The sequence below is a fragment of the Mycobacterium kubicae genome (assembly GCF_015689175.1).
Classification (GTDB): domain Bacteria; phylum Actinomycetota; class Actinomycetes; order Mycobacteriales; family Mycobacteriaceae; genus Mycobacterium; species Mycobacterium kubicae.
Map to the genome: position 1 here is coordinate 2,203,684 of NZ_CP065047.1, position 17,188 is coordinate 2,220,871.

Genomic DNA, 17,188 nt, shown 5'->3' on the forward strand with positions numbered 1-17,188 from the left:
ACCTTCCTCTTGACCGGCGACCGCCGCAATGGCCAGGTGTGGTCGCGCTCACAAACGATTGGCTGCCTACAGCGGTTGCGCCGTAGGCTGGTCAGATGCAAACCGACGTGCTGGAGGTGGACACCTCGCGCCGCCGCATCGTGGATCTCACCGACGCGGTGCGCAGGTTCTGCTTCAGCTACGGAGACGGTCTGTGCAACGTGTTCGTCCCGCACGCGACCGCCGGGGTCGCCATCATCGAGACCGGCGCCGGTTCCGACGACGACTTGGTGGACACGTTGGAGCGGCTGTTGCCGCGTGACGACCGTTACCGGCATGCGCACGGCTCGCCAGGCCACGGCGCTGACCATGTACTGCCTGCCATCGTGTCGCCGTCGGTGACGGTGCCGGTCTCGCACGGCGAGCCGATGCTGGGCACCTGGCAAAGTGTCGTACTTGTCGACCTGAACCGGGACAATCCGCAGCGCTCGGTGCGGTTGAGCTTTATGGAAGGCTGAAGGCCGAGATCGGTCTCTGCCAGCCTGCGCCTTGGCCGGCGAATAGGCTGTTGGGTGACCTGCTGAGCAAACGAGGAAGCGGAAAACAGTGCAGACACACGAGATCAGGAAGCGGTTCCTTGATCATTTCGTGAAGGCCGGTCACACCGAGGTGCCCAGTGCGTCGGTGATCCTCGACGACCCCAACCTGCTGTTCGTCAATGCCGGCATGGTGCAGTTCGTGCCGTTCTTCCTGGGTCAGCGCACCCCGCCGTACGCGACGGCCACCAGCATCCAAAAGTGCATCCGCACTCCCGATATCGACGAAGTCGGCATCACCACCCGCCACAACACGTTCTTCCAGATGGCCGGCAACTTCTCGTTCGGCGACTATTTCAAGCGGGGCGCCATCGAGCTGGCCTGGTCGCTGCTGACCAACAGCGTCGACGCCGGGGGATACGGACTCGACCCGGAAAAACTTTGGGCCACCGTGTATCTCGATGACGACGAGGCGGCGGGGCTGTGGCAGGAAATCGCCGGTCTGCCCGCCGAACGTATCCAGCGTCGCGGCATGGCCGACAACTACTGGTCGATGGGCATCCCCGGGCCGTGCGGACCGTCGTCGGAGATCTATTACGACCGGGGCCCCGAATACGGCCCCGGGGGCGGCCCGATCGTCAACGAGGACCGCTATCTCGAAGTGTGGAACCTCGTGTTCATGCAGAACGAGCGCGGCGAGGGAACGTCGAAAGAGGACTACGAGATCCTGGGGCCGTTGCCGCGCAAGAACATCGACACCGGCATGGGCGTCGAGCGGATCGCGCTGGTCCTGCAGGGCGTGCACAACGTCTACGAAACCGACCTGCTGCGGCCGGTGATCGACACTGTCGCCGCCCGGGCACCGCGCCCCTATGACGTGGGCAACCACGAAGACGACGTGCGCTACCGCATCATCGCCGACCACAGCCGCACCGCGGCGATCCTCATCGGGGACGGCGTCAGCCCCGGCAACGACGGCCGCGGTTACGTGTTGCGCCGCCTGCTGCGCCGGGTCGTGCGCTCGGCCAAACTGCTGGGCATCGACACCCCCATCGTCGGCGATCTGATGACCAGCGTGCGCGACTCGATGGGCCCGTCCTACCCGGAATTGGTCAGCGACTTCGACCGCATCAATCGCATCGCGGTGGCCGAGGAGACGGCGTTCAACCGCACCCTGGCCTCGGGCTCCAAGCTCTTCGAAGAGGTGGCCGGTGCCACGAAATCCTCAGGCGCCGTAGTTGTTTCGGGTTCGGATGCGTTCACCTTGCACGACACCTACGGCTTCCCCATCGAACTCACCCTGGAGATGGCCAACGAGGCGGGCCTGGGTGTGGACGAGGCCGGGTTCCGGGAACTGATGGCCGAGCAGCGTCGGCGCGCCAAAGCAGACGCCGCCGCACGTAAGCACGCGCACGCCGACCTGACCGCCTACCGCGACCTGGTCGACGCCGGCCCCACCGAGTTCACCGGGTTCGACGAACTGGCCTCCGAGGCAAGGATTTTGGGGATTTTCGTCGACGGCAAGCGGGTGCCGGTGGTCTCCCACGCCGACGGCGTCAACGCAGACCGGGTGGAGCTGATCCTGGACCGGACCCCGCTCTACGCCGAATCCGGGGGCCAGATCGCCGATCTGGGTTCGATCAGCGGAACCGGTGCCGGCGGCAGTGCCAAGGCCGCGGTCACCGACGTGCAGAAGATCGCGAAAACCCTGCACGCGCATCGGGTGAACGTGGAATCCGGCGAATTCGTGGAGGGCGACAGCGTCATCGCCGCGGTGGACCCCAATTGGCGCAAGGGCGCCACACAGGGCCACTCGGGAACCCATATGGTGCACGCCGCGTTACGGCAAGTGTTGGGCCCCAACGCCGTTCAGGCCGGCTCGCTGAACCGCCCTGGCTACCTGCGGTTCGACTTCAACTGGCAGGGTCCGCTGACCGAGCAGCAGCGCACGCAGATCGAAGAGGTGACCAACGAGGCGGTGCAGGCCGACTTCGAAGTGCACACCTTCCTCGAGAACCTCGACAAGGCCAAGGCGATGGGCGCGATGGCGCTGTTCGGCGAGAGCTACCCCGACCAGGTGCGGGTGGTGGAGATCGGCGGCCCGTTCTCCCTCGAGTTGTGCGGGGGCACCCACGTGCACAACTCCGCGCAGATCGGCCCGGTGACCATCCTGGGCGAATCGTCGATCGGGTCCGGTGTGCGCCGCGTGGAGGCCTACGTCGGGCTGGAGTCATTCCGGCACCTGGCCAAGGAGCGCGCGCTGATGGCGGGGCTGGCGTCGTCATTGAAGGTGCCGTCCGAAGAGGTGCCGGCCCGGGTGGCCAACCTGGTGGACCGGCTCAAGGCCGCCGAGAAGGAACTCGAGCGGGCCCGGCTGGCCAGCGCCCGCGCGGCCGCCACCAACGCCGCCGCCGGCGCCGAGCGCATCGGTAACGTCCGGCTCGTCGCGCAGCGCATGTCGGCCGGCATGACCGCCGCCGACCTGCGTTCGCTGGTCGGCGACATCCGCGGCAAGCTCGGCAGCGACCCCGCGGTGGTGGCGCTGATCGCCGAGGGGGAGAGCCAGACCGTGCCGTATGCCGTCGCCGCCAACTCCGCCGCCCAGGACCTCGGGTTGCGCGCCAACGATCTGGTCAAACAACTCGCCGTGGCGGTCGAGGGCCGCGGCGGCGGCAAGGCCGACCTGGCCCAGGGTTCGGGGAAGAACCCGACCGGCATCGACGCCGCACTCGAGGCGGTACGCGCGGAGATCGCACGGGTCGGTTGAGTGGATTCGCAGCAGCACCGCCCACCCGACCGGCCCGGCGACCAGGACCCCGGGCGGGGACGACGCCTCGGCATCGACGTGGGAAGTGTGCGAATCGGCGTCGCCAGCAGTGACCCGGACGGCATCCTGGCCACCCCGGTCGAAACAGTGCGTCGCGAGCGGTCCGGCCGGCACCTGCGCCGACTGGCCGCACTCGCCGCGGAGTTCGAAGCGGTCGAGGTGATCGTCGGGTTGCCGCGCACGCTGGCCGACCGCACCGGACCGTCGGCCCGCGACGCGATCGACGTGGCCGACGCGCTGGCCCAGCGGATCGCGCCCATCCCGGTGCGCCTCGCCGACGAGCGGCTCACCACGGTCAGCGCGCAGCGATCACTGCGCGAGGCCGGGGTGCGGGCCCGCAACCAGCGATCGGTGATCGACCAGGCGGCCGCAGTGGCGATCCTGCAGGGGTGGTTGGATCAACGTCGCAAGATGGTGACCGAAAGTCGGGCGATCTCGGGGACTGGGGAAGGTGTCGATGGCTGACGAGGACCACCGCCACCGGGCCGAGCCCGTGGCCGTGGCGCCAACCCGCCACCGCAGGTCCCGCGCCGACCGCAAGCGCGCCGAGCGTCACCGGCGGCGGCGACGAATCGTGGGCGGCATCGCGCTCAGCCTCCTGGTGGTGGTCGTGGTGGCCGCCGTCTTCCTCGGCTCCAAGCTGTGGCGGTCCCTGTCGGGCGCCGACGACGACTACACCGGCAATGGCAAGCGCGACGTCGTCATCCAGGTCCAGGCCGGTGACTCGACCACCGCCGTGGGGGAAACCCTGCTCAATCGCGGAGTGGTGCGCACCGTACGGGCGTTCGTCGACGCCGCCCACGGCAACGCCGCGATCTCCTCGATTCAGCCAGGCTTCTACCGCATGCGTACCGAGATTCCGGCGGCCAATGCCGTCGCCCGGTTGGCCGACCCCAAGAGCCGGGTCGGCAAGCTGGTGATTCCCGAAGGCCGGCAGCTCGACGACACCACCGACATGAAAAGCAACGTCGTCAACCCCGGAATCCTGACGCTGATCTCGCGCGCCACCTGCGTGAACCTGGACGGCAACCAGCGCTGCGTATCGGTGGCGGACCTGCGCACCGCGGCGAGCAAGAGCACCCCCGTCGCGCTGCAGGTGCCGCCCTGGGCGGTCGAGCCGGTCAACGAGCTGGGCGACGACCATCGCCGCATCGAGGGCCTGATCGCTCCGGGGACGTTCAACATCGATCCGTCCGCGTCGGCCGAGACCATTCTGGCGACGCTGATCAACGCCGGCGCCGTGGCGTACATGAAGTCGGGTCTGGTGGACACCGCCAAGGCGCTGAGCCTGTCGCCCTACGACATCCTGGTGGTGGCATCGCTGGTGCAGCAGGAAGCCAACGCCCAGGACTTCTCGAAGGTGGCGCAGGTCATCTACAACCGGCTGCATGAGCACCGCACGCTGGAATTCGATTCCACCGTCAACTATCCGCTGGACCGCCGGGAGGTGGCCACCAGTGACGGCGACCGCGGCCTGCGCACGCCCTGGAACACCTACATGTCCGAAGGACTACCGGCCACCGCCATCTGCTCGCCTGGAGTGGACGCGCTGCGTGCCGCCGAGCATCCCGAGCCCGGTGACTGGCTCTACTTCGTGACCATCGACTCACAGGGCACGACGCTGTTCACCCGGGACTACCAGCAGCACCTGGCCAACATCGAACTGGCCAAACGCAACGGTGTCCTCGATTCCGCGCGATGAGTGAAGCGCCGCGAAAAGCGGCCGTGCTCGGCTCGCCCATCGCCCACTCCCGATCCCCGCAGCTGCACCTGGCCGCCTATCGCGCGCTGGGACTGCACGACTGGACCTATGACCGCATCGAGTGCGACGCCGAGCGGCTGCCCGGCGTCGTCGGCGCCTTCGGCCCGGAATGGGTCGGGGTATCGGTCACCATGCCCGGCAAGTTCGCCGCCCTGCGCTTCGCCGACGAGCGCACCCAGCGCGCCGAACAAGTCGGCTCGGCCAACACCCTGGTCCGCACGCCGGGCGGCTGGCGGGCCGACAACACCGACGTCGACGGCGTCGCCGGCGCGCTTGGACAGGCCGGCGGCCACGCGCTGGTCTGCGGTTCAGGGGGCACCGCACCGGCGGCCGTCGTCGGGCTGGCCCAGCTGGGTGTCACCGAGATCACCGTGGTGGCACGCAACCGGGACAAAGCCGCCCGCTTGCAGGACCTGGGCGCGCGACTGGGCATGGCGACCCGCTTCACCGACCTGGACAGCCCCGGCCTGGCCGAGCAGGTGGCGGCCGCCAGCGTCCTGGTCAGCACCATCCCGGCCGACGTCGCAGCGCGTTATGCCGCGACGTTCGCCGGTATACCAGTCCTGCTGGACGCCATCTACCACCCGTGGCCCACGCCGCTGGCCGCCGCGGTGAGCGCCGCGGGTGGACGGGTCATCAGCGGCCTGCAGATGCTGCTGCATCAGGCATTCGCGCAGGTGGAACAGTTCACCGGGCGGCCCGCCCCGCGCGAGGCGATGACTTGCGCATTGACCGGCCTGGATTAACCTGCCGCTGCATGCGGATTGCGGCGGCCGCGGTGGTACTGGCCTGGCTGACGATGTTGAGCTGCTACGACCTCCGGCAGCGCCGACTGCCCAACTGGCTGACGCTGCCCGGCGCGGCGGTGATCCTGGCGGGCGCCGCCTGCGTGGGCGACGGCCTGCCGGCGCTGGCCGGCGCCGCGGGCTTGACCGGCTTGTACCTGGCGGTGCACCTGATCACCCCGGCGGCGATGGGCGCCGGGGACGTCAAGCTGGCGATCGGGTTGGGCGGGCTGTGCGGTTGTTTCGGCGCGGCGCAGTGGTTCCTCGCGGCATTGGCCGCTCCGCTGCTCACCGCGCTGTTCGGACTGCTGGCCCTGACGCGTGGCGCGCGGTCGGTGCCGCACGGTCCGTCGATGTGCGTGGCCAGCGCTTGGGCGGCGGGGTCGGCCCTGCTGGGTTGAGCCCGTGGGAAGATGGACGGGTGTTGCGCTGGATTACCGCGGGGGAGTCGCACGGCCGTGCCTTGGTCGCCGTGGTCGAGGGCATGGTCGCCGGGGTGGCGGTCACCTCGACCGAAATCGCCGATCAGCTGGCCCGCCGTCGGCTCGGTTACGGCCGCGGCGCCCGGATGAAGTTCGAGCGGGACGCGGTGACCGTGCTGTCCGGGGTCCGCCACGGCACCACCCTGGGCGGCCCGATCGCCATCGAGATCGGCAACACCGAATGGCCGAAGTGGGAGACGGTGATGGCCGCCGATCCCGTCGACCCTGCTGAGCTGGAGAACAGCGCGCGCAACGAACCGCTCACCCGGCCCCGGCCCGGCCACGCCGACTACGCCGGCATGCTCAAGTACGGCTTCGACGACGCCCGCCCGGTGCTGGAACGCGCCAGCGCCCGCGAGACCGCCGCCCGCGTCGCCGCGGGCACCGTCGCACGGGCATTCCTGCGTCAGGCGCTCGGCGTCGAGGTGCTGTCCCATGTCGTCTCGATCGGCGCGTCGGCGCCCTATGACGGCCCGCCGCCGCACGCCGAAGACCTGCCCGCCATCGACGCCAGCCCGGTGCGCGCCTACGACAAGGCCGCCGAGCAGGCCATGATCACCGAAATCGAAGCCGCCAAGAAGGACGGCGACACCCTGGGCGGCATCGTCGAGGTGGTGGCGCTGGGCCTGCCCATCGGCTTGGGCTCGTTCACCAGCGGCGACAACCGGCTCGACAGCCAACTGGCCGCCGCGGTCATGGGCATCCAGGCCATCAAGGGCGTGGAGATCGGCGACGGATTCGAAACCGCGCGCCGCCGCGGCAGCCGCGCCCACGACGAGATGTACCCGGGCCCGGACGGTGTCGTCCGCTCCACCAACCGGGCCGGCGGCCTGGAAGGCGGGATGACCAACGGCCAGCCGCTGCGGGTGCGCGCGGCGATGAAGCCGATCTCCACCGTGCCCCGCGCCCTGGCCACCGTCGACATGGCCACCGGCGACGAGGCCGTCGCCATCCACCAGCGCTCCGACGTCTGCGCGGTGCCCGCCGCCGGCGTCGTCGTCGAAACCATGGTGGCGCTGGTGTTGGCGCGCGCGGTGCTGGAGAAGTTCGGCGGCGACTCGCTTGCCGAAACCCGCCGCAACATCGAGGCCTACCAACGGACGGTCGCCGAACGGGAGGCTCCGGCCACTCGGGCGCGGGTAAGCCAGGGGTAGCGCACCAGTGGCACCCAAAGCGGTACTGATCGGACTACCGGGCTCGGGGAAATCGACCATCGGGCGCCGGCTGGCCAAGGCACTCGGCGTGAGCATGCTCGACACCGACGTCGCGATCGAGCAGCAGACCGGGCGCAGCATCGCCGAGATCTTCGCCACCGACGGCGAAGCGGAGTTCCGGCGCATCGAGGAACAGGTGGTGCGCGCCGCGCTCGCCGACCACGACGGCGTGCTGTCGCTGGGCGGCGGGGCGGTCACCAGCCCCGGCGTATGCGAGGCGCTGGCCGGCCACACCGTCATCTACCTGGAAATCGGTGCCGCCGAAGGCGTGCGCCGCACAGGCGGCAGCGCCGTACGGCCGCTGCTCGCCGGACCCGATCGCGCGGAGAAGTACCGAGCCCTGATGGCCAAACGCGCGCCGCTGTACCGCCGGGTCGCCACCTTGCGGGTCGACACCAACCGGCGCAACCCGGGGGCGGTGGTGCGCTACATCGTTTCGCGCCTGCAGTCCACCGAGTCCGCCGCAACCGAGAACCAGGCAGCCACATGAGCGATCCGAGCACACCGGTCACCGTCGAGGTGGCCGTCGACCCGCCCTACCCGGTCATCATCGGGCGCGGCCTGCTCAGCGAGTTGGAAGGGCTGCTCTCCGACCGGCACAAGGTCGCCATCCTGCACCAGCCGGTGCTGGCCCACACCGCCGAGGCTATTCGCAGCCACCTGGCCGACAAGGGCGTCGACGCGCACCGCATCGAGATCCCCGACGCCGAAGCCGGCAAGGACCTGCCCGTCGTCGGCTTCATCTGGGAAGTGTTGGGCCGCATCGGCATCGGCCGCAAGGACGCCCTGATCAGCCTGGGCGGCGGGGCGGCCACCGACGTCGCCGGTTTCGCGGCCGCAACGTGGCTGCGCGGGGTATCCATCGTGCACGTGCCCACCACCTTGCTGGGCATGGTCGACGCCGCCGTCGGCGGCAAGACCGGCATCAACACCGACGCCGGCAAGAACCTGGTCGGCGCGTTCCACCAGCCGCTGGCCGTGCTGGTCGACCTGGCGACACTGGAAACGTTGCCGCACAACGAGATCGTGGCCGGGATGGCCGAAGTGGTCAAGGCGGGGTTCATCGCCGACCCGGTCATCCTGGACCTCATCGAAGCCGACCCGCAAGCCGCGTTGGATCCCAACGATGAGGTGCTGCCGGAGCTCATCCGCCGGGCCATCGCCGTCAAGGCGGAGGTCGTCGCGGCCGACGAGAAGGAATCCGAACTGCGCGAAATCCTCAACTACGGGCACACGCTGGGCCACGCGATCGAACGCCGGGAGCGCTACCAGTGGCGGCACGGCGCCGCGGTGTCCGTCGGGCTGGTGTTCGCGGCGGAACTGGCGCGGCTGACCGGACGCCTCGACGACGCCACCGCCGAACGCCACCGGGCCATCCTGTCCTCGCTGGGCCTGCCGGTCAGCTACGACCCGGACGCGTTGCCGCAACTATTGGAGTTCATGGCCGGGGACAAGAAGTCTCGCGCCGGCGTGCTGCGGTTCGTGGTGCTCGACGGGCTGGCCAAGCCGGGCCGTTTGGTCGGGCCCGACCCGGGGCTGTTGGTCACCGCCTATGCCGGGGTGTGCGCCCATGACTGACGCGGCGACCGTGCAGATCATCAACGGCCCCAACCTGGGTCGGCTGGGCCGGCGCGAGCCGGAGGTCTACGGCAGCACCACCCATGACGACCTGGCCGCCCTGATCGACCGGGAAGCCGCCGAGCTCGGATTGAAAGCAGTTGTCCGCCAAAGCGATAGCGAAGCCCAACTGCTGGAGTGGATTCATGCTGCCGCCGACGCCGGGGAACCGGTGGTGCTCAACGCCGGCGGTCTGACGCATACCTCGGTGGCGCTGCGCGACGCCTGCGCGGAACTCACCGCCCCGCTGATCGAAGTGCACATCTCCAATGTGCACGCCCGCGAAGACTTCCGGCGGCACTCCTACTTGAGCCCCATTGCGACCGGCGTGATCGTCGGGCTCGGCGTGCAGGGCTATCTGCTGGCCCTGCGGTATCTGGCCGCTAACCCTTCTTAGCGTCGCCCGGCTTGGTGTGATCGTCGGTGCGGATCACCTCGGTCGGCGCGTCGTCCTTGTGGTGAGTCGAGATCGCGTCGGTGCGCGTGTCGCGGTCGCCGGTGTTGATGGTCTCGGTGCGGGCGTCGCGGTCGCCGGTGTTGATCGTCTCGGTGCGCGCCTCGTGGTCGCGGGTGGGAATGGTTTCGGTAGGCGCCTCGCGTTCGGCGGTGCGTTCTTCCCTGCCGCGTTCCGCGGTGGCCACCGACGAGGTCCGCTCCTCGGTTTTGCCGCCGTCGCCCACCGGAATCTCCCCGGTCGGACTGTCGTCACCGCGCACGGCCGTGAACACGTCGGTATCGGCTCGGTCCTCGCTCTTGTGGCTGTGGTCGTGGTCGCGTTTGTCCGGCTCGGGAGCCTTTCGGTCCACCCGCCACCGGCCGATGGCCACGCCGATGATGCCGAAGATGAAGACCAGCAGCGCGGTGAACGCGGCGAACGTCGTCACCTCGTTGAACAACCCGCCGGTGTAGATGCCCTTGTAGAAGAGGGCGATGATCCAGCACACCAGGCCGCTGATCACACCCGCCGCCAGGCCGGCCAGCAGCCAGGTCATGGCCAGGTCCGCGCGCCGATCCGGGTCAGGGTTGGCTTGCGCGTCGGCGCGGCCGTCACGCAGCCCCCACACCACCGCGCCGATCACAAACAGCAGCAGCAGGACAATGCTGATCAAGCCCGACTGCGTTTGCCATGCGTTGATCAGCGCGCCCTGAAACAGGCGAAGAACGACCATCGCGGCGGCGAACGCCAATCCCCGCACCATCCAGTTGCTCATGGGGCATCAGCGTAGCGAGTAGCGTCAAGGGGTGTGACACATTCCCAGCGTCGTGCCAACCTCAAAGCCCAAATCGTTGCCTCCGGACTAGATGCGATGCTGGTCACGAACCTGATAAATGTGCGATATCTATCCGGTTTCAGTGGCTCCAACGGCGCGTTGCTGGTGTTTGCCGACGAGCGCGAGGCGGTGCTCTCCACCGACGGGCGCTACCGCACCCAAGCCGCGCACCAGGCACCCGACCTCGAAGTGGTCATCGAACGGGCCGTCGCCCGGTACCTGGCCGGCCGCGCCGCCACCGACGGCGTGCGCACGCTCGGCTTCGAATCCCACGTGGTCACCGTCGACGGGCTGGACGCGTTGACCGGGGCGGTCAGTGAGCAGAACACCGAGTTGGTGCGGGCTTCGGGCATCGTCGAAGGGCTTCGTGAGATCAAGGACGCCGGCGAGCTGGCGTTGCTGCGGCTGGCCTGCGAGGCCGCCGACGCCGCCCTGAGCGACCTGGTCGAACGCGGCGGGCTGCGGCCGGGCCGCACCGAACGCGACGTCGCCCGCGAGCTGGAGGCCTTGATGCTCGATCACGGCGCCGAGGCGGTGTCGTTCGAGACGATCGTGGCCGCCGGCCCGAATTCGGCGATCCCGCATCACCGGCCCACCGACGCGGTGCTGGCGGCCGGCGACTTCGTCAAGATCGATTTCGGCGCCCTGGCTGCCGGCTACCACTCCGACATGACGCGCACCTTTGTGCTGGGCTCGGCCGCCGATTGGCAGCTCGAGATCTACCAGTTGGTGTCCGAGGCCCAACGAGCCGGCCGCGAGGCGTTGCGGGCCGGAATCGAGTTACGCGAGGTCGACGCCGCGGCGCGCCGGCTGATCGCCGACGCCGGCTACGGTGACCACTTCGGCCACGGGCTCGGTCATGGGGTCGGTTTGGAGATCCATGAAGCGCCGGGCATCGGGGCGACCTCCGCCGGTACACTTCTTGCGGGCTCCGTGGTAACTGTGGAGCCCGGCGTCTATCTACCCGGCCGCGGCGGTGTCCGCATCGAGGACACCTTGGTCGTGCCCGACAGCGCTTCACAAACCGCCGGGCAGACCCCGGAATTGTTGACCCGGTTCCCCAAGGAACTGGCCATTTTGTAGGAGATTCACCGATCGTGGCGAGCACTGCTGACTTCAAGAACGGACTTGTCCTGGTCATTGACGGCCAGCTGTGGCAGATCACCGAGTTCCAGCACGTCAAACCGGGCAAGGGCCCGGCTTTCGTGCGCACCAAGCTCAAGAACGTGCTTTCGGGCAAGGTCGTCGACAAGACCTACAACGCCGGAGTGAAGGTGGACACCGCCACCGTCGACCGGCGCGACGCCACCTACCTGTACCGCGACGGGTCCGACTTCGTGTTCATGGACAGCGAGGACTATGAGCAGCATCCGCTGCCGGAATCCCTGGTCGGGGACCACGCGCGGTTTCTGCTGGAAGGCTTACCGGTCCAGATTGCCTTCCACAACGGTGCGCCGCTGTACCTCGAATTGCCGGTGACCGTGGAGCTGGAAGTGACCCACACCGAGCCCGGTCTGCAGGGCGACCGGTCCAGCGCGGGCACCAAGCCGGCCACCTTGGAGACCGGCGCGCAGATCAACGTGCCGCTGTTCATCAACACCGGTGACAAGCTCAAGGTCGATTCCCGCGACGGCAGCTACCTGGGCCGGGTCAACGCCTGACGATGCCGGACGGACGAAAGAAGTCTGGCGAGAAGCCGGCCCGACCGGTCCGCGGGCGCCATCAGGCCCGCAAGGGCGCCGTCGACCTGTTGTTCGAGGCCGAGGCCCGCGGCATGAGCCCGGTCGAACTGGTCGAATCGCGCACCGCGCTGGCGCAGGCCAAGCCGGAGGTGGCGGCGCTGCATCCGTACACGGCCACCGTCGCGCGGGGAGTCAGCGAGCACGCCGCCCACATCGACGACCTGATCACCTCGCATCTGCAGGGCTGGACGCTGGACCGGTTGCCCGCGGTGGACCGCGCGATCCTGCGCGTGGCGGTGTGGGAGTTGCTGCACGCCGAGGACGTACCCGAACCGGTCGCCGTCGACGAGGCCGTCGAACTGGCCAAGGCGCTGTCCACCGACGACTCACCCGGTTTCGTCAACGGGGTGCTGGGCCAGGTCATGCTCGTCACGCCGCAGATCCGGGCGGCCGCCCAAGCCATGCGGGGCCCAGCGTCATGACGCGCCTGGAGCTGCGCGTCGTGATCGCGGCGTGGCTGGCCGCGGCCGTGGTGATCGGCGCCGTGGTGTGCGCGGCCTATGACTGGTCCATCGCCTCGTCGGTGCTGGCGATCTATGCGCTCGGGGCGGGCGCCTGGCTGTATCACTCGATCGAGCGCCTGGTCGTGGCCCGCCGCATCAGCACGGTACGCACCGCGGCCAAGCCGCTACAGCCGTTGCTTCCGGTGATGGCCGCCATCATGGGTCTGACTCAGGCCGTAGTGCGATCGATCAGCGATGTCACCGAATTGCCGTCGCGCCGTTGGGAATTCCCGCAACTGCCGGTGCTGCGGTGGGTGGAGAACCCGCTGGGCGGCTGGACGAGCAAGCGCGCCACCGCGGGTGACGACGAGCTGAACGGCTGATCGACCTGAGCCAAATGATCGCGCCGGCACTCGCGAACGCGACACAATAGCGGTTTACCGATGGGAAGCTGCTAATGATGAGAGCACTCACAGCGGGCGCCGGGGCCGCTACCCGAGAACAGGTGACGACATGAACGAATACAGCTCCCGACCCCGCCGCCTCCGGGTTTCGGCGCTGGCGGCGGTGGCCAACCCGTCGTACACGCGGGTCGACACCTGGAACATGCTCGACGACGCCTGCGCCCATCTCGCCGAAGTCGACCTGGCCGGGCTGGACAAAACCCACGACCTGGCCAAGGTGAAACGGCTGATGGACCGGCTGGACGCCTACGAGCGGTACTGGCTGTATCCCGGTGCGGCGAATCTGGCGACCTTCCGCGCTCACCTGGAGAGCTTGTCCACGGTGCGCCTCGCCGAAGAGGTCGCGTTGGCCGTGCGCCTGTTGTCCGAATACGGTGACCGCACAGCGCTTTTCGACATCTCGGCGCCACTGGCCGAGCAGGAGCTGGTGGCCCGGGCCAAGCAGCAGCAGTTCTACACCGTGTTGCTCGCCGACGATTCGCCGCCTACCGCGCCGGAGAGCCTGGTCGAATGCCTGCGCGCGCTGCGCAATCCGGCCGACGACATTCAATTTGAGATCTTGGTGGCGCCCAGCGTCGAGGACGCCATCACCGCGGTGGCGCTCAACGGCGAGATCCAGGCGGCCATCATCCGGCATGACCTACCGCTGCGGTCCCGGGACCGGGTGCCGTTGATGACGACGCTGCTGGGCGCCAACGAGGACGTCGGAGTCTCCGAGCACACCCACGACTGGGTGGAATGCGGCGAGTGGATCCGCGAGTTGCGGCCCCACATCGATCTGTACCTGCTCACCGACGAGTCAATCGCGGCGGGCGCCGACGACGATCCAGACATCTATGACCGGACCTTCTACCGGCTCAACGACGTCACCGATCTGCACAGCACAGTCGTCGCGGGCCTGCGCAACCGTTTCGCCACCCCGTTCTTCGACGCGCTGCGCGTCTACGCCGCCGCACCGGTCGGTCAATTCCACGCCCTGCCCGTCGCCCGCGGCGCCAGCATCTTCAACTCGAAGTCGTTACAGGACATGGGCGAGTTCTACGGCCGCAATATCTTCATGGCCGAAACGTCCACCACGTCGGGCGGTTTGGACTCGCTGCTGGACCCGCACGGCAACATCAAGAAGGCGATGGACAAGGCCGCGGTCACCTGGAACGCCGACCACACCTACTTCGTCACCAACGGAACCTCCACCGCCAACAAGATCGTCGTGCAGTCGCTGACCCGCCCCGGCGACATCGTCCTCATCGACCGCAACTGCCATAAGTCGCACCACTACGGCCTGGTACTGGCCGGTGCGTACCCGCTGTACCTGGACGCCTATCCGCTGCCGCAGTTCGCGATCTATGGGGCGGTACCCCTGGGCACCATCAAGAAAGCGCTGCTCGACCTCGAGGCGGCCGGACAGCTGCACAAGGTGCGCATGCTGCTGTTGACCAACTGCATCTTCGACGGGGTGGTCTACAACCCCCGCCGGGTGATGGAGGAAGTGCTGGCGATCAAGCCCGACATCTGCTTCCTATGGGATGAGGCGTGGTACGCGTTCGCCACCGCCGTGCCGTGGGCCCGCCAACGCACCGCGATGGTGGCCGCCGAGCACCTCGAGCAGAAGCTGACCTCGCCGGAGTACCGTGCCGAATACCGCAAGTGGGTGGCCTCGATGGAAGGGGTGCCCCGCGCGGAGTGGGCCGACCGGCGGTTGTTGCCCGATCCCGACCGCGCGCGGGTGCGCGTGTACGCGACCCATTCCACGCACAAGTCGCTGTCCGCCTTCCGGCAGGCGTCGATGATTCACATCCGGGACCAGGATTTCAACGCCCGCGCCCGGGACGCCTTCGGCGAAGCGTTTCTGACCCACACGTCGACCTCGCCCAACCAGCAGTTGTTGGCCTCCCTGGATCTGGCAAGGCGGCAGGTCGACATGGAGGGTTTCCAGCTGGTCCGGCAGGTCTACGACATGGCGCTGGTGTTCCGGCACCGCGTTCGAAAAGACCGGCTGATCAGCAAATGGTTCCGCATCCTCGACGAATCCGATCTCGTGCCCGAGGAGTACCGGGCGTCTTGCGTCAGCTCCTACCGCGAGGTCAGGCAGGGTGCCCTCGACGAGTGGAACGAGGCGTGGCGCTCCGATCAATTCGTGCTGGACCCGACGCGGGTCACGCTGTTCCTCGGCAAGACCGGGATGACGGGCTACGACTTCCGCGAAAAGATCCTGATGGACCGATTCGGCATCCAGATCAACAAGACGTCGATCAACAGTGTGTTGCTGATCTTCACCATCGGCGTCACGTGGTCCAGCGTGCACCATCTGCTCGACGTGCTGCGCCGGGTGGCCACCGACTTCGACCGGGCCAAGAAGATGGCCAGCACCGCCGACTGGTCGCTGCACGAACGTCGCGTCGAGGAGATCACCGAGGATCTGCCGCACCTGCCTGACTTCAGCGAATTCGACGTGGCCTTCCGGCCGGAGGGGGCGACCTCCTACGGCGACACCCGCTCGGCGTTCTACGCCGGCTACGAGGAGTCCGACCGGGAATATGTGTTGATCGGCACGGCGGGACGCCGGCTCGCCGAGGGAAAGACGTTGGTGTCGACCACCTTTGTGGTGCCGTACCCGCCCGGGTTCCCCGTCCTGGTGCCGGGTCAGGTGATCAGCAAAGAGATCATCTACTTCCTGGCCCAGCTCGACGTCAAAGAGATCCATGGCTACAACCCCGAACTGGGGTTGTCGGTGTTCACCCAGGAAGCGTTGACCCGCATGGAGGCCACCCGCAGCGCGGTCGCCGTCGCCAGCGCGAACGGCAACGGCTCCGAGCCGGCCACCGGCTCGGAAGCGACGCTGGTCGCCAACGAGCACACCGTGCAAGTGAACTGAGCTTCGTTCGCGATACGTCAGCCTCGGCGGGTGAGGTTTCGCTCAGCGGGATCAGAAGGGCTGTTCGGCGGTCGCGGTGGCGCAATAGCCGACCGGCGTCCGGTTTTGGCTGGTCGCCGCGGAGCCCGGACCGGCGCAATACGCTGAAGCTGGGCGGCGGCAGGCCACTGAGCAGCGCAAAGAGGCCTCAGAGCTGGGTTAGCGTGACGGCGTGGCAGAAGCAGTGCCGATCCAGGGAGCCCGGGCCGACCGGGCGCGTCGGGCCGCCGACGTGCTGCGCCAGCAGATCCACGCCGGCGCGTATCCCGACGGTCTACCCGGCGAAAACGAACTGGCCGCCGAATTCTTCGTCTCGCGCAACACCATTCGCCAAGCGTTGGCCATCCTCAAGAACGAAGGCCTGATCGACCGCGGACCCAAGGTGGGCACCCACGTCGCACAACGCAAGTACGACCATGGGCTCGAAGCGCTGCTGGGGCTGAAGGAAACCTTCAAAAATCACGGTGAGGTCCGCAACGAGGTGCGAGCCGCCATGCTACTGGCCGCGCCGCCGGCGGTGGCACACCGGCTGCAACTGAAGCCCGGCGAACAGGCGGTGTTCATCGAGCGGCTGCGCTATCTCGGGGATCTGCCGCTCAGCCTCGACCTCACCTACCTGGCGCCCGACATCGGGGCGCAGATCCTGGATCATTCGCTGGAGAACAACGACTTGTTCGCGCTCATCGAAGAGGTCAGCGGACAACGCCTCGGCGCCGCGTCGCTGGCGCTGGAAGCCATCCCCGCCGACGCGCATTCGGCTGCAACGCTGCAGGTTCCCGACGGCGTGCCGCTCCTCATGCTGGAGCGGCTCACCAGCCTCGACGACGGCAGACCCGTCGACCTGGAATACATCCGGATGCGCGGTGATCGAATCACCATGCGGGGCAACCTATTAAGGAGCAGGCCATGACGCTGGTCAACAACATGCGCGCCGACGTGCCGGTCACCATCGACGAATCGCTGTGTATCGACGGCTGCACTTTGTGCGTCGAGGTATGTCCGCTGGACGCGCTGGCCATCAATCCCGACACCGGTAAGGCCTACATGCACGTCGACGAATGCTGGTACTGCGGTCCATGTGCGGCCCGCTGTCCGACCGGCGCGGTCACGGTCAACATGCCGTATCTGCTTCGCTAGTTTCGTCACAGCCCA

General features: G+C 68.2%; 17 protein-coding genes and 1 pseudogene. 17 read left to right on the forward strand and 1 reads right to left on the reverse strand.

Annotated elements, in window-relative coordinates:
* The first annotated feature begins 107 nt into the window (after positions 1–107).
* From I2456_RS10585 to aroQ, 10 genes are all read left to right on the forward strand, one after another.
* Complete coding sequence (locus tag I2456_RS10585) at positions 108–497, forward strand: secondary thiamine-phosphate synthase enzyme YjbQ (RefSeq protein ID WP_172826616.1); 390 nt, start codon at positions 108–110, stop codon at positions 495–497.
* Between the two features lie 88 nt (positions 498–585).
* Positions 586–3,282 (forward strand): alanine--tRNA ligase, encoded by a 2,697-nt coding sequence (gene alaS / locus I2456_RS10590; RefSeq protein WP_085073009.1) that lies wholly within the window; start codon positions 586–588, stop codon positions 3,280–3,282.
* Positions 3,283–3,807, forward strand: a complete 525-nt coding sequence (gene ruvX / locus I2456_RS10595) for a Holliday junction resolvase RuvX (protein WP_068031578.1) — start codon at positions 3,283–3,285, stop codon at positions 3,805–3,807.
* Positions 3,800–5,044, forward strand: a complete 1,245-nt coding sequence (gene mltG, locus I2456_RS10600) for an endolytic transglycosylase MltG (RefSeq protein ID WP_068031582.1) — start codon at positions 3,800–3,802, stop codon at positions 5,042–5,044. Before ruvX ends, mltG begins: the two co-directional genes overlap by 8 nt.
* Positions 5,041–5,850: a shikimate dehydrogenase gene (locus I2456_RS10605; RefSeq protein WP_085073008.1), complete on the forward strand. Its 810-nt coding sequence runs from the start codon at positions 5,041–5,043 to the stop codon at positions 5,848–5,850. Before mltG ends, I2456_RS10605 begins: the two co-directional genes overlap by 4 nt.
* Before the next feature lie 11 nt (positions 5,851–5,861).
* Positions 5,862–6,290: a prepilin peptidase gene (locus I2456_RS10610; RefSeq protein WP_068165715.1), complete on the forward strand. Its 429-nt coding sequence runs from the start codon at positions 5,862–5,864 to the stop codon at positions 6,288–6,290.
* A gap of 20 nt (positions 6,291–6,310) precedes the next feature.
* Complete coding sequence (aroC, locus tag I2456_RS10615) at positions 6,311–7,525, forward strand: chorismate synthase (RefSeq protein WP_085073007.1); 1,215 nt, start codon at positions 6,311–6,313, stop codon at positions 7,523–7,525.
* A gap of 7 nt (positions 7,526–7,532) precedes the next feature.
* Positions 7,533–8,075 (forward strand): shikimate kinase, encoded by a 543-nt coding sequence (locus tag I2456_RS10620; protein WP_068165711.1) that lies wholly within the window; start codon positions 7,533–7,535, stop codon positions 8,073–8,075.
* Positions 8,072–9,163, forward strand: coding sequence for a 3-dehydroquinate synthase (gene aroB / locus I2456_RS10625; protein ID WP_085073006.1), 1,092 nt, complete (start codon positions 8,072–8,074; stop codon positions 9,161–9,163). The genes I2456_RS10620 and aroB overlap by 4 nt, the downstream gene beginning before the upstream one ends.
* Positions 9,156–9,599, forward strand: a complete 444-nt coding sequence (aroQ, locus tag I2456_RS10630) for a type II 3-dehydroquinate dehydratase (RefSeq protein WP_068031602.1) — start codon at positions 9,156–9,158, stop codon at positions 9,597–9,599. The genes aroB and aroQ overlap by 8 nt, the downstream gene beginning before the upstream one ends.
* A gap of 88 nt (positions 9,600–9,687) precedes the next feature.
* Here the strand turns inward: aroQ and I2456_RS10635 are convergent.
* Positions 9,688–10,413 (reverse strand): annotated as a pseudogene (locus tag I2456_RS10635) (B-4DMT family transporter); the annotation flags it as partial.
* Positions 10,414–10,446: 33 nt separating this feature from the next.
* On the opposite strand from I2456_RS10635, the gene I2456_RS10640 reads away from it, so the two are divergent.
* The 7 genes from I2456_RS10640 (at position 10,447) to I2456_RS10670 (ending at position 17,173) form a co-directional block, all read left to right on the forward strand.
* Positions 10,447–11,556 (forward strand): M24 family metallopeptidase, encoded by a 1,110-nt coding sequence (locus tag I2456_RS10640; protein ID WP_085073005.1) that lies wholly within the window; start codon positions 10,447–10,449, stop codon positions 11,554–11,556.
* A gap of 14 nt (positions 11,557–11,570) precedes the next feature.
* Positions 11,571–12,134, forward strand: coding sequence for an elongation factor P (gene efp, locus I2456_RS10645; protein WP_068031609.1), 564 nt, complete (start codon positions 11,571–11,573; stop codon positions 12,132–12,134).
* A 2-nt stretch (positions 12,135–12,136) separates the two neighbouring features.
* Positions 12,137–12,637: a transcription antitermination factor NusB gene (nusB, locus tag I2456_RS10650; RefSeq protein WP_085073004.1), complete on the forward strand. Its 501-nt coding sequence runs from the start codon at positions 12,137–12,139 to the stop codon at positions 12,635–12,637.
* Positions 12,634–13,041 (forward strand): antitermination protein NusB, encoded by a 408-nt coding sequence (locus I2456_RS10655; RefSeq protein WP_068031614.1) that lies wholly within the window; start codon positions 12,634–12,636, stop codon positions 13,039–13,041. Before nusB ends, I2456_RS10655 begins: the two co-directional genes overlap by 4 nt.
* Before the next feature lie 130 nt (positions 13,042–13,171).
* Entirely contained in the window at positions 13,172–15,997 is a 2,826-nt protein-coding gene (locus I2456_RS10660) for an aminotransferase class I/II-fold pyridoxal phosphate-dependent enzyme (RefSeq protein WP_085073003.1), read from the forward strand.
* A gap of 211 nt (positions 15,998–16,208) precedes the next feature.
* The gene (locus I2456_RS10665; protein ID WP_085073002.1) at positions 16,209–16,946 is read left to right on the forward strand and encodes a GntR family transcriptional regulator; all 738 of its coding nucleotides are present in this window, start codon (positions 16,209–16,211) and stop codon (positions 16,944–16,946) included.
* Entirely contained in the window at positions 16,943–17,173 is a 231-nt protein-coding gene (locus I2456_RS10670) for a 4Fe-4S dicluster domain-containing protein (protein WP_067413441.1), read from the forward strand. Before I2456_RS10665 ends, I2456_RS10670 begins: the two co-directional genes overlap by 4 nt.
* The last annotated feature ends 15 nt before the right edge of the window (positions 17,174–17,188 follow it).

Bases quoted from the DNA above. Each gene is read 5' to 3' on its own strand.
- mltG (WP_068031582.1), top strand. From the start codon at position 3,800: ATGGCTGACGAGGACCACCGCCACCGGGCCGAGCCCGTGGCCGTGGCG.
- I2456_RS10605 (WP_085073008.1), top strand. From the start codon at position 5,041: ATGAGTGAAGCGCCGCGAAAAGCGGCCGTGCTCGGCTCGCCCATCGCC.
- I2456_RS10610 (WP_068165715.1), top strand. From the start codon at position 5,862: ATGCGGATTGCGGCGGCCGCGGTGGTACTGGCCTGGCTGACGATGTTG.
- aroB (WP_085073006.1), top strand. From the start codon at position 8,072: ATGAGCGATCCGAGCACACCGGTCACCGTCGAGGTGGCCGTCGACCCG.
- aroQ (WP_068031602.1), top strand. From the start codon at position 9,156: ATGACTGACGCGGCGACCGTGCAGATCATCAACGGCCCCAACCTGGGT.
- nusB (WP_085073004.1), top strand. From the start codon at position 12,137: ATGCCGGACGGACGAAAGAAGTCTGGCGAGAAGCCGGCCCGACCGGTC.
- I2456_RS10655 (WP_068031614.1), top strand. From the start codon at position 12,634: ATGACGCGCCTGGAGCTGCGCGTCGTGATCGCGGCGTGGCTGGCCGCG.
- I2456_RS10660 (WP_085073003.1), top strand. From the start codon at position 13,172: ATGAACGAATACAGCTCCCGACCCCGCCGCCTCCGGGTTTCGGCGCTG.
- I2456_RS10670 (WP_067413441.1), top strand. From the start codon at position 16,943: ATGACGCTGGTCAACAACATGCGCGCCGACGTGCCGGTCACCATCGAC.